An 11,677-nucleotide genomic window follows, 5' to 3' on the forward strand; every position below is an offset into this window, starting at 1 on the left:
CTCAAGCGGGGTCCGGCGGCAGCAGATGGTGCCGCCGCTCCTCGGCGTCCAGGGTGCGGAAGACCCGCCCGCGCGCCCGAGCCTCAAGCCGGTCGTAGTCGGGGTCCGCCGGCCACACGCGCGCGGTTCCGTCGGCGGACGCGGTGAGCAGCCGGGTACCGTCCTCGGACCAAGCCACCGACGCCACCTTGTCCCGGTGGACACCGATGACGTCCACCTCCTCGAACGTGGTGGCGGACCAGAGCCGTACCGTCCGGTCGTCCGCCCCGGTCGCGATACGACGACCATCCGGGGACCAGGCGATAGCACGCACCCGCCCCTCGTGTCCCTTCAGCACGTCGATACGTCGCCCCGTGGTCGCGTCCCACACGGCGGCCGTCCAGTCGCCGGACGCCGTGCCCACACGCTCCTCGTCGGGAGACCAGGCAGCGTCCTCCACATAGTTGCCGTGCCCGCGAAGCACGGTCAGTTGGGTGCCGTCGGTGGTGTCCCATAGACGGCAGGTGCGATCGTCGGAGCAACTGGCCAGCATCCGCCCGCTCGAGGACCATGCCACACGTCCCACCCAGTCCTGATGCCCCGTGAGTTTGCACAGCTCCGTGCCGTCGACAGCCGACAGGATGCGTACGGTGCCGTCGTGTCCACCGGTCGCGATCCGTCGGGCGTCCGGGGACCATGAGCACCCTTCGATGGGCTCGCTCTGCAGCTCGAACACTGTGCTGCCCGCTCCGTCGACGACGCGCAACAAGCCATCCGCAGTGCTGAGGGCGATGCGGTCACCGTGCGGTGCCCATGCCACGCTCCACACGCGCGCGCCGAGCGTCACCACCGGCCCGGCGGGTGTACCCGAGTCCACGCTCCAGACCCGCGCGGTGCCGTCGTCCGAGGAGGTGGCGAGGCGGGTGCCGTCGCCGGACCATGCGGCCTGGTTGACCGGCCCGTCGTGGCCGTGGATCGAGACGGACTCGGCGCCCTGCGGCTTCAGGTCCCATACTCGGGCGGTACCGTCCGTCGAAGCGGTGCCGAGTTGAGTACCCGACGGTGACCACACGACGGACCACACCGTGTCAGTGTGCCCGCGCAGCACCGCCACCACCTTCGCGTCCTCGGTACTGACGACACGAACGGTCCGGTCGGATGACGGGGTGGCGAGCATCCGGCCGTCCGGCGAGAAGGCAGGGTTCCACACGTAGTCGGTGTGGCCGCGAAGCAGCAGCCGCAACTCGCCCGTACATGCGTTCCAGATCCGGGCGGTGTGATCACCGGAGCCCGTTGCTAGTGACTCCCCGTCCGGTGACCATGCGACGCCCTCGACGAACTCCGTGTGGCCGGTCAGTGTCGTCCTGGCCGATCCTGTCGTCGAGTCCCAAACGATCACTGTCCGGTCGTGCGACGCGGTGGCGAGACGGGAGCTGTCCGGTGCCCAAGCGACCCCCCAGACGTCACCCGTGTGGCCGCGTAGTTCGTGCGTGATCCGGCCGCTGCCGGCCTCCCATACTCGTACGACCTGGTCCTTGAATGTGGCGGCGATCCACAGCCCGTCCGGCGACCACGCGACCTGCCGTCCGACGTCCCCAGCACCGGTGAGCTGCCGGACTGGTTCACCGGATGCGACGTCCCAGACGCGCACGACGCGATCGCGGCCTGCGGTGGCCACCTGCGTGGCGTCGGGGGAGAAGCACACCGACTCGACCATGGCCCCGTCGCACGGCAGCACGCACAGCTGACGCCCCGAGCTTGCGTCGTATACGCGGGCCGTACCGTCCCTGGACGCGGTGGCCAGCAGATTCCCGTCGCCGGACCAGGCAATGTCCCGAACCGTGTCCGCGTGTCCGCCCAGCTGAGTACGGAGGTGTCCGGCGGCAAGCGCCGTCATGAGCCCGCGCCGCGCGGCCGGCGTCGGCGCGCACTCGCCGAGCGCAGCCAGGGAGAGGAGCAGAGCCCGTTCCGGCTCGGTCTCCGCACTCGCGATCACCTGACGACCGATGCTGTCGGAGACGCGACTGAGGAAGGCCAAGTCGCGGCGCAGCGAAACATCAACGAGCGCCTGGGCGGTAGCCGACGCCTGGCCTGCCTCCTCCAGCGCGACCAGCCACCTCTGAGCGACGGCGAGCCGCTCACCCGTGAGGAGATAGTCAACGCTGCGCCCGGACCGTTCCCAGTCGGCGGCCCACCGCTCCAACTCGGCACGTTCCCTGAGACGTTCGGCCCGTGCCTCGGCCTCCTGGCGCAGAGGCGCCCACTGGCGGAAAAGGGCTTCGTGCGTCACCTCGGCGTACGCCTCCCGGGGGCCGGTCGCGTCCCCCGCCGTTCCCTCCACCGCGTCGGACCGGATGAGGCGCGCGTCTATGAACGCGTCCACCACGTACCGCTCCTCGTCGGTGAGTTCGGACAGACGTACCGGGCGGCGGGCGAGGTCGCGTTCTTCGAGCGTGACGAACTTCAGCAGCACCCGCAGGGCGAACTCGATGCCGTTCGGAGGGCTGAGGGCTGCCACGGTGTTGTCGGCCTGCCGCGCAAGCGCCCCAGCCACGCCCCCGAGCCGCTGGTACGTCTCCTCGGTGACCGTGCCACCCGGCCCGCAGGCGAAGTACAGCTCCTGAAGGAGGTAGGCGAGGAGAGGAAGTGCGTCGTCCGTGCCGGTGTCGTCCACGATGGTCTCGACGAGACCAGGGGCGAACGAGATACCCACCAGGGCACCCGGCCGCTCGATGACCTGAGCGAGTTGAGCCCGGCTCAACGTGCCGATCGCCACCGGATGCTGCAAGAGCTGCGCGTGCCTGGTACCGAGGAGCCTCCCGAGCAGATCCACCCGGCAGGTGGCCAGGACGCGGACAGTGGGCTCCTGTCGGAGGCACGCGTCCAACGCTTCCAGGAACTGGACCTGTTCTCGCTCGCCCGCAAGGGTGACAAGCTCCTCGAACTGGTCGATCACAAGCAGGATCCGCCGGAACTGCCCGCCGCGCAGCCGTGACACTTCGGCGGCCAGGCTGTCCGGCCCCTGTCGCAGCCGTCGCACCACCGCACTGACCGGTTCGGCGCCACCGCCGGCCACGGCCAGGGACGCGGCCAGAGCGTTGAGTGGGTTCGACCCTGGCGAGAACGTCGGCACTATGGTCCACCGGCGACGGCGCAGCCGAGGCAAGACCCCGGCCCGCACCAGCGAGGACTTTCCGCTGCCGGAGGCCCCGGTCAGCAGCAGGAACCGGTCGGCCGGACGGGGCCCGGAGGCGTGCAGCCTGCGCGTTAGCTCGGCAGCCTGCGCCTCCCGGCCGAAGTAGACGGTGGCCTCGTCCTCGCTGTAGGCGTCCAGCCCCGGGTATGGGATGCGGTCACGCGGCCACTCCGTCTGCTCGGGCGCCGGGTTCTCCAGCCGGTACACGACGACCTGACCGACCACCATGGCGACGATGAGCAGCCCGATGGCCGGAATGGATCCTCGACGGATGACCTCCAGCGCCCAGGGCACGTGGGTCGCGTTGGTGGCGTAGTTGGTGGCGATGCCGAGAAGGCAGGCGACGAGTGCCAGCATGATCTGTAGCACCACTTGCAGGCGCTGCCTCATACCGCACCGGCCCCATGCAGGCCTGCTCGATACCCGCGCACCACTGTCACGCCCCCCGGTCACGTTCGTCATCCTGTGGCCTTCATGCACTGGGACCGCGAGAGTCCACGGTCCGGAGGTGCGCGAGGAAACCTTGGACATCATCTGGGGGGGACAAGGCAGGGTTCAAGAACACCTGCAGAAACCGGCCACCGGGACGCTCAACCCAGAGGCGTCCGGGTGGGCACCGAGCTATTCACGAACTGGTCCTCAAATGCTGAGGCTGGCACACCTGGCTGCGGTTCTGCACAGCGCTGTTCGAGTACCTGCAGAGCTGGCGATGCTCGCGCGGAGCGAGGTGGATCAGCCCGGGAGCGGAGCGAAGTCCGTCACCGTGTCGCCTTCAGAGCCTCGACGAAGGCGGTGAAGGCTTCGGTGGGGATGGAGAGAGTGGCCCTGGCCGGGGCCTTCGAGTCGCGGATGGCTATGTGGGTGCGGCGATGTGCAACCTCCACGCAGGCGTCGCCCTGGCCACCGCCGGAGTAGGACGACTTCTGCCAGGTATTCGGGGTCACCATGGACTCACAGCTCCTTCATCATCCGGAAGATGAGGTCACGCGAACGCTCGGGCTCGAACGATGCCGCTTCTACCCTACGGAAAAGCGTTCGATAGCGTACGAGTTGAGCTTCAGCATCGATGAACACAGGACCATGAGGTCCGTCACGTACGACCGTGTCCAGCTTGGGGACGGGGCCACCTGCGTACACCATGGCGCTTCCTGCTCCTGCGAAGCCGTCCAGATCAAAGGGAATGACGCGCACGGTGACGTGATCGGCTTCAGAGAGTTCCAGGATCCGGGCGAGCTGAGCCCGTGCTGCGGATCGGTCACCGACCCTGATGCGCAGCGCTGCCTCGTGAATCACCGTCTCATACGGAATCGGGTCGGGCCGCTCGATGATGACTCTGCGCTTCATCCGGTGCTCCACCCATCGCTCCAAATCGCTCTTGGGGAACTCCGGGTTCACGTACGAGAAGAGGGCCAGGGCGTAGTCCTCGGTCTGCAAAAGGCCAGGGACGTGTAGGAAGTCCACGTCCCGCCGGTAGCTGGCGTGGTGCTCCAACTCGGCGAGGTCGAGGAAAGGCTGGGGTAGCAGATCTCGGTACTCTTCCCACCAGCCGCGTGTCCGTTCAGTGGCCATGGACACCAGAGCTGAGACCAACCCCGCGTCTGTGCAGCCGTAATGAGCGGCAAGACGCCGTACGCGTTCCTCGCTGACGCCACCAATGCCGGCCTCAATGTGACTCATCTGGACCGAGTTGGACCCAAGCAGTGCGGCGGCCTCACGGGCCTTCAGCCCTGCCGCTTCACGCAGTTTCCGCAGTTCAGCGCCCAGGCGAATTTGATGTGCCGTCGGTTGCAGTCTGGGCGGCATGCTTCCTTCTCGTCTTCAAAGATCTTGGCGCGGCGACTCGTTCGGGGTCAGGTTACGTGACCAACTTGCAGTGGAACAATTTTATGCCATACCGTCAGTGACGTAACGCACACGCTACGGAAGCGCACCGCTTCGTCGTGCCACGACGGCTGCGGCAATGCCACCGCTTGCCCCGCATCCCCTCCCCACCCGAAACGGAGCTGACGCATGCCCGAAAGCCTGTCCGAATCTTGGGAATACTGCCTCTACATCCCGAACGACCCACGCGCCGTCACCATCAGCCGCCGCACCCTCCGCCTGATCCTCACCATGCACGGCCTGATCGGTCTGGTGGACACTGCCGAACTCCTCGCGACTGAACTGGTCTCCAATGCCGTACGCCACACGAAAGGCCCAGCCGCACTGCGCGTGCGCTGGTCTGCGGGCGTGCTGCGGATCGGGGCCTGGGATGCCGACCCGGAGCCGCCGGAGCCCCCCGTGCCGCTGGAGCAGGTGGCCGAAGCGGAGGATGGGCGTGGACTGGGACTGGTCCGGGCGTGCGCCGACCTGTGGGGGTGGCAGCCGCTGACGAGAGACGGGAACCGGGGGAAGGTCGTGTGGTGCGAGTTGGCTGCCGCGTAAGCCGCGTCGGCAATGATTGGCAGATGTGTTTCACTGCCCGGATGCCAACCCTGGGGTTGCGCGAAGGCTGATATGGACCTGCCAATCATCGCTGGCTTGTCACTCCTAGATGCACTGATGTGCACATGCTGAAGAAGGTGCCAATGGTTTTTCAAGGACTTGGTGCTCACCATCGACGCGTTCAGTACAACTTGGGGAGCGAGGTTTCTGGACTTAACGCGAGTGGCCCCACATACGCACAGTGATCTAGCAAGATGTATCAATTGCGCCGTTGATTTTTTGCTCACCTAGCACGTCAGCTGCGGCCGACATTTCGAGTCAGCTTTTTGCAGTGATCTAGAGAGCTGGATTGCTTGGTAAGCGGCAATAAGGATTAGTGACTTATGCATTCCTTGGTGGCCGAGGATGATAGAATCTACCGGCGCCAGGGCGCGACGATGCTGCAAGAATGGAGTTCCCGTACATGGAAGATGCTGCCCCTATTCCGATCCCGCACCAACGCAGGGCGGAAGTATATGAGGGTGACGCCTATGACCTGATGGGGAAACTCCCCCCCGAATCGGTTGATCTGATCATTACCTCCCCCCCGTACTGGGGTCTTCGCACCTATGGCCTGGAGCATAACGAAGACATTCTTCAGGAATGGTTGGACGAAGGTGGCAACAAGGAGCAGGCCCCGTCGTATGACTGGTACCGTCTGCATGGGGGCTGCCTTGGGATGGAGCCACTTCCTGAATGGTACGTGTCTAATCTCACAGAAATCTTTCAGCGTGGAGCCGCGGCTTTGAAGCCAGGCGGTAGCCTATGGGTGAATATCGGCGACACGTATTTTGCGCGCTGGTCTAGCATCAGACTTGATGGCCGACAGGGGCTTGGCGATAACCCGCGAATGCGTCGGCGAACCCCCATGGGAGGGTTCAGGCAGGAAAAGCAGCTTCTACTGATCCCAGCTCGCTTCGCCATCTCAATGCAGGAGAAGCGCTGGATCCTGCGGAATGACTTGATCTGGGAGAAGCGGAATGTTCCGCCTAGGCCGGAAAAGGATCGCTTGCGTCTCGCGCATGAGCACTTCTATCACTTCGTGAAGCGCCCCAAGGAGGGGCGTGCCAAGTACTACTATGATATGTCTGCCGTAGAGCAGGGTGCGCGCGACGTTGTGACCGTCAATGCAGCCTCAGGCTCTGATGGTCACTCGGCTACCTTTCCGACCAAGCTCATTGAGCCTAGAATTCTAAGCTCGTGTCCTCCTGGCGGCCTTGTTGTAGATCCTTTCTGTGGCACCGGACGTTCTCTCTCGGTCGCAGTGAATAATGGTAGGCGCGCTGTGGGCTTCGAGATTACTCCTCATTTCTCGAAGTCGGCGCGCCAAAATGTCACTGGTGGAGTGTTCGTCAGTGAAGAGGATGACGATTTGGAACCCAACTCTGAGGACAGTGCGCTCTTCTAGAAGAGCCGAGAGTCGTCGGTGCGCTGTCGTAGTTGTCCAGCCGCTTTTTTCTTCACCTTGGCAATGAAGTCTTCAAGCATGGCGTTAGCATTTCCGCTCGATGTCATAGCCTGCGTATATTCCTCAAGCGTTGTGCGCACCGTTTCGACATGCGGCATGGCTAGGCGGCCGTCATTCAGGATGGTGCCGTCGTAATCGAAGCCCATGAACGTGATGTCCCACGGCTCATCGTGCGATATAGGATTAAACGCAATGCGCGCTCGGAGCTGCTCAAGGATAGTGGCCTGCATTACGACATACAGGGGCACTCCGATCTGCTTGAGATACTCTCCCTTCACGGCGACTTGAGTGCCGAGTCGCTTATAGACATTGCCCGTGTTAACGCCATAGTCAATAGTGTCACGGCGCCCTTTTTCGGCAGCCTCCCGGGTGAAATATTCGCGCCACTTGTCGGTCTCGCCGGCCTCCCAAGCCTTGAACGCGGGACCGACGCCACCTCCGCGCAGATCAATCGCCTGAGTCTCGATGGCGATTGCCTTGATGCCGCCGGGTGAGGCGGCGTCATTAACGTAAGCCACATAATCTAGATTGAGGCGAGGTGTCTGCGTCGCTGCGACTTCGGGCACGAGTACAGCCTTCATATCGCCAAAGTAATCGCGCACTGCCCAACGGGTTGGGTACCCATCAAGCCTATGGTCGCACACGGCGTAGGTACGTTGCTGCGCATCCCAGGCCGCTGAATAAGTAACGGAGCAGTACCCGAGTCCGTACTGACGTTTTTTCTCGCATTCGCTGTCAGTGAAAGGGCAGTGTTCCGCTTCTTGGGCAGCTTGCGCTTCTTGAGCCGTGGAATCATGCGGATAGCCGTATATCTCCACAATCGGGAAGATCCGCCCACGCTGCTGTGGCCTTGGCATGTTGAACCAGCCCCCATGACGGTCTAAGTGTCACCTCTAACTGCGTCGATCTTAGTATGACTTGATGGATCATCAGAAGGTTTGACTCGGAACGGCGGTGTCTGCCTTCGGCGAGTTCGTGGTGCTCGCATGGGAGCACTTGCTGCATACATGGACGTACATCGCCAACCGGAAGAGTGGGGAGCCGTTGGAGTACGGGTGGGACCGGAGCGGCGCGCTCCTGTTGGTGTTACAGCTGTCTGCGACCGAACAAGGTGTCCTGGCTCGGGTGCAGTTGATCGACAGGCTTGCCGTCCAGCGTCCGTTGATCGGCGGTATGGATGCTTGCTTACGGGTCAGCTGAACCAGATGCCCCCGGGCGACAGCCGGCGTGCGAGGCGCTGGCCCGCTTCACTGATTGGGCTCGACCAGGACACATCGGCGACCTGACAGCCGAAATCATCGGCAAGCGCTTGTACAAGCATTCCCCCGATGCCCTGATGGCGGTAGACGGCCGCTACCCAGACCAGGCCGATACGCGGCCGCAAGGTGTTGTCCTGGTCGCCGCGCCGCGACCCTTCGACCAGATCCCAACGGTAGTGTTGGCTGGTGTCTTGGGCGTTCAGGTAGCCGATGATGTATCCGTTCGCCTTCAACAGGTACGCCCGCACGTTGTCCGAGGTTACCTCGGGCTCATCGAGGTGGGACCACGAGTTGAAGTCGTATTTGTTCTCCTTCTGCGGCATCCGCGCCACCTGGTAGGCCAACTTCCGCCACGCGACGGGTGACTGCGTCGTCACTACGGCCAAGTCGGCCCACCACTCGAGGTTCTTGGGCACTCGAATACCGAACGCCCAGGCCGCGTGATGGGTCGTGTGCTCCTTACCGCCGTCCCAGGGCTCGCCCAGGCTGAGACCACAGGGGCAGTCTCCGCCGCTCGGCGCCTCCGCCCGGCGGAACTGCACAGGGGTCGCGCCGTAGCTGAGATTCTGGTCTCTGCCACCCACCCAAGGCCGCAGAGGGGCATCCTCCGATTCGACGTACCCGGTCCAGCGGTCCACCCACCCGGGGTACCGCTCAGGGAATCTCTCCCGCATCTGCTTCTCGGCTGCCGGTAGCGTTGGGCGAACCCACACGCTACCGGCGGTCGCCCGACCGTTAAGGCGCAGGCCACGCTCGTTGGCCTTGGCGCGCAAGAACCCCAGGAATGCGCCAGGCGCCGAGTCGAAATCAACGCCGCGAACCAGCTCCCGTTCGCCGGGAGCAAGCCAGTCATCGACGGGGAGCGCCATCCGGTCGGCGAGCCTATGGAGTCGGCTGTAGTCGTGGTCGAGCTCAGCTACGCGCAGCGCCTCGACCGTGGCCTCGACATGTGGGAACGGAACGAACAGGGTGACCCAGCGCGAGCCGTTTGTCCACGAGAAATTACCCGGGTATCCGTCGTAGTAGATGCGGTCGATAGCCGCGCTGCGCGCGGTATCGGCGGCTTCTCTGTAGGTGGCGGGCAGCTCGGGATCGTGTCCAAGCGAGGGCGCGGTGTCGACGTACCCATCGCGGTCGACCTCGACTGTGGCGTACCAGCGGTAGTACTGGACACGGATCTTCCGTGAGCGCCAGCCGCGGAGATCAGGGTCGAGGTGAGTAGTTCGCGGGGTCATGCGCTCTGCTCCGTAAGTCTGTGAAGACCGGTCGTTTGATAGTCATCTCGGTCGTGTCGCGGCCCTCCGAGGCCGCCACCGGACGGCGTTGGTCGCTGTGATTGCTTTACTTCGCTGCTGTATGGCTAGCAGACGTCTCGCCCTGTCGCTGGAGATCGCGAGGAATGGTGAACACTGAGACCTCTGGGTAGGAGTGCAAGCTTTCAAATGCGGTGAGTGTGCCGCAGGGGTCGCGCACACTGAGAGGCAACGAGAAAGGGCGGGAGTCAGTGAGACTGACTCCCGCCCTCTTCTGTCGGCATCCGCCCAGGTCAAATGCTAGTTTCAGCGTGTGACTCGGCGAGTGCCCCCGGCAGGATTCGAACCTGCGCACACGGCTCCGGAGGCCGTTGCTCTATCCCCTGAGCTACGGGGGCGTTCGCGGGGAGCTGTTCGCTCCTGGCGACGGGTGAAACACTACCAGCTCTGACGGGGTGGTCATGAACGGGTTTCCGCAGTCCGGGGGTGGGCGGGTCGCTCGGGTGGGGTGGAAGTGGGGAAAACCCGGACGCGGTGGCCGGGGTCGACCTACTCTCGAGTTGTGCCAGGCGCGTCGGGTCGGGTGCTTGTTGTGGACGACAACAAGGTCATCCGGCAGCTGATCAGGGTCAATCTCGAGCTGGAGGGCCTCGAGGTCGTGACCGCGGCCGATGGTGCCGAGTGTCTGGAAGTCGTTCATCAGGTGCGGCCCGATGTCGTCACGCTTGATGTCGTCATGCCCCGGCTTGATGGGATTCGGACCGCCGCTCGCTTGCGGGCGGATCCCCGGACGCGGGAGCTTCCGATCGCCGTCGTCAGCGCGTGTACGCAGCGCGAGGTGGAGGCCGGCCTCGATGCCGGGGTCGACGCCTTTCTCGCCAAGCCCTTCGATCCCGCTGAGCTGGTGCGGCTCGTTCTGCGGTTGGTCGACCGGGGGAGGGCTGACTCGGTGGTGGGTGAGCCCCACCAGCATCAGCAGCTGCAATAGGCAGTCCCGCAGTCCCTTGTCCGCATCCCGGACCTTCGCGCCTTATCGGGTCGCGTGCCCACCCCCTTCCTCCCCTACGCTTGTCCCGTGACTCCCGTCGAGCTCTCCCGCACCGTGCTGCACGCCGTGCGCTGTGCCGTGGATCAGGGGGAGCTGGCCGTCACCGTGCCGGAGAGGGTGCAGGTCACGCCGCCTGGGCCCGGGGGGTGCGGGGACTACGCCACCAATGTCGCGTTGCAGCTCGCCCGGCCGGCCGGGCAGCCTCCGCTGCGGGTCGCCGAGATACTGCGGCCCCATCTCGCCACCCTCGATGGTGTTGATGACGTTGTTGTCACCGGGCCTGGGTTTCTCAACATCAGCCTCCGGCCGGACGTCGACCCCACCGCCGACCTCGTGCGGGAGATCCGCCACCGCGGTCCCGCCTACGGGCACGGTGACGCCCTCGCCGGCCAGGTCGTCACCCTGCGCGTGCCCTACGACGTACGAGCCGAGGTCGTCGCCGACGCGCTTGTGCGGATCGTCGCCACCCAGGGTGGGAGAGCGGAAGTCGAGCACGCAGAGCCCGTCAATCTGCGGCCCGTGCCCGCCCCCGAGGACCCCGCCCCGCTCGGCCCCGACGCCGCCCAGTGGGCCCTGCTTCATCCCGCCGCGCACGACCGACCCCGGATCACCGCCGACCACCTGGTCCAGCGGGAGGCCAACCCCCTCTTCCGCGTCCGGTACGCCCATGCCCGTACCCGGGCGCTCACCCGCAACGCCGCCCGCCTCGGGTTCACCGCCGAGCCCTGTGCGGTCGGAAACCCCGAGCTCGTCGGCGCCCTCGCCGACCATCCCCGCATCCTCGCCGCGGCCGCCATCCATCGCGCCCCGGACCGTCTCGCCCGGCACCTCGTCACCGTCGCCGATGCCGCGCTGCCCTTCCTGCTGACCGTGCTGCCGCGCGGCGACGAGAAACCCTCGGCCGCCCACCGTGCCCGGCTCGCCCTCGCCGAAGCCGCCGGGACGGTGCTGGCCGGTGGCCTGTCCCTGCTCGGCATCGACGCACCCGATCACCTCTGAGAGAGCACGCCC

General features: G+C 65.2%; 9 protein-coding genes and 1 tRNA gene. 4 read left to right on the top strand and 6 right to left on the bottom strand.

The features are described from left to right. Window position 1: 1 nt before the first annotated feature. From ACFY0F_RS31705 to ACFY0F_RS31715, 3 genes are all read right to left on the bottom strand, one after another. Window positions 2-3,532: an AAA family ATPase gene (locus ACFY0F_RS31705; RefSeq protein WP_388801923.1), complete on the bottom strand. Its 3,531-nt coding sequence runs from the start codon at window positions 3,530-3,532 to the stop codon at window positions 2-4. A 401-nt stretch (window positions 3,533-3,933) separates the two neighbouring features. Further along, complete coding sequence (locus ACFY0F_RS31710; RefSeq protein WP_388801925.1) at window positions 3,934-4,122, bottom strand: DUF397 domain-containing protein; 189 nt, start codon at window positions 4,120-4,122, stop codon at window positions 3,934-3,936. A 4-nt stretch (window positions 4,123-4,126) separates the two neighbouring features. After that, on the bottom strand, window positions 4,127-4,978 hold the full coding sequence (locus ACFY0F_RS31715; RefSeq protein WP_388801928.1) for a helix-turn-helix domain-containing protein: 852 nt from the start codon (window positions 4,976-4,978) through the stop codon (window positions 4,127-4,129). Between the two features lie 207 nt (window positions 4,979-5,185). On the opposite strand from ACFY0F_RS31715, the gene ACFY0F_RS31720 reads away from it, so the two are divergent. Together ACFY0F_RS31720 and ACFY0F_RS31725 are read left to right on the top strand one after the other, a co-directional pair. Then, window positions 5,186-5,599: an ATP-binding protein gene (locus ACFY0F_RS31720; protein WP_388801931.1), complete on the top strand. Its 414-nt coding sequence runs from the start codon at window positions 5,186-5,188 to the stop codon at window positions 5,597-5,599. Between the two features lie 448 nt (window positions 5,600-6,047). Then, window positions 6,048-7,046, top strand: coding sequence for a DNA-methyltransferase (locus ACFY0F_RS31725; RefSeq protein ID WP_388801934.1), 999 nt, complete (start codon window positions 6,048-6,050; stop codon window positions 7,044-7,046). On the opposite strand, the gene ACFY0F_RS31730 is transcribed toward ACFY0F_RS31725, so the two are convergent. The 3 genes from ACFY0F_RS31730 to ACFY0F_RS31740 all read right to left on the bottom strand — a co-directional run bounded on the left by ACFY0F_RS31730 (window position 7,043) and on the right by ACFY0F_RS31740 (window position 10,016). Next, the gene (locus ACFY0F_RS31730) at window positions 7,043-7,924 is read right to left on the bottom strand and encodes a hypothetical protein (RefSeq protein WP_388801937.1); all 882 of its coding nucleotides are present in this window, start codon (window positions 7,922-7,924) and stop codon (window positions 7,043-7,045) included. The genes ACFY0F_RS31725 and ACFY0F_RS31730 overlap by 4 nt on opposite strands. Before the next feature lie 374 nt (window positions 7,925-8,298). Further along, window positions 8,299-9,600 (bottom strand): GNAT family N-acetyltransferase, encoded by a 1,302-nt coding sequence (locus tag ACFY0F_RS31735; protein WP_388801940.1) that lies wholly within the window; start codon window positions 9,598-9,600, stop codon window positions 8,299-8,301. 344 nt (window positions 9,601-9,944) lie between these two features. Beyond that, window positions 9,945-10,016: transfer RNA gene (locus ACFY0F_RS31740), tRNA-Arg, on the bottom strand. Window positions 10,017-10,132: 116 nt separating this feature from the next. Here ACFY0F_RS31740 and ACFY0F_RS31745 point away from each other — a divergent pair. Both ACFY0F_RS31745 and nrtL read left to right on the top strand, forming a co-directional pair. After that, on the top strand, window positions 10,133-10,606 hold the full coding sequence (locus ACFY0F_RS31745; RefSeq protein ID WP_388801943.1) for a response regulator: 474 nt from the start codon (window positions 10,133-10,135) through the stop codon (window positions 10,604-10,606). 87 nt (window positions 10,607-10,693) lie between these two features. Continuing rightward, window positions 10,694-11,665 carry an ArgS-related anticodon-binding protein NrtL gene (gene nrtL / locus ACFY0F_RS31750; RefSeq protein ID WP_388801946.1) on the top strand — a complete coding sequence of 324 codons (972 nt, stop codon included), beginning with the start codon at window positions 10,694-10,696 and terminating at the stop codon, window positions 11,663-11,665. The last annotated feature ends 12 nt before the right edge of the window (window positions 11,666-11,677 follow it).

It is taken from the genome of Streptomyces sp. NPDC001544 (assembly GCF_042894285.1).
In the GTDB taxonomy this organism is placed as follows: domain Bacteria; phylum Actinomycetota; class Actinomycetes; order Streptomycetales; family Streptomycetaceae; genus Streptomyces.

Coding starts and splice junctions, on each gene's coding strand:
- ACFY0F_RS31710 (WP_388801925.1), bottom strand. CDS start 4,122: ATGGTGACCCCGAATACCTGGCAGAAGTCGTCCTACTCCGGCGGTGGC.
- ACFY0F_RS31705 (WP_388801923.1), bottom strand. CDS start 3,532: ATGCTGGCACTCGTCGCCTGCCTTCTCGGCATCGCCACCAACTACGCC.
- ACFY0F_RS31725 (WP_388801934.1), top strand. CDS start 6,048: ATGGAGTTCCCGTACATGGAAGATGCTGCCCCTATTCCGATCCCGCAC.
- ACFY0F_RS31720 (WP_388801931.1), top strand. CDS start 5,186: ATGCCCGAAAGCCTGTCCGAATCTTGGGAATACTGCCTCTACATCCCG.
- ACFY0F_RS31715 (WP_388801928.1), bottom strand. CDS start 4,978: ATGCCGCCCAGACTGCAACCGACGGCACATCAAATTCGCCTGGGCGCT.
- ACFY0F_RS31735 (WP_388801940.1), bottom strand. CDS start 9,600: ATGACCCCGCGAACTACTCACCTCGACCCTGATCTCCGCGGCTGGCGC.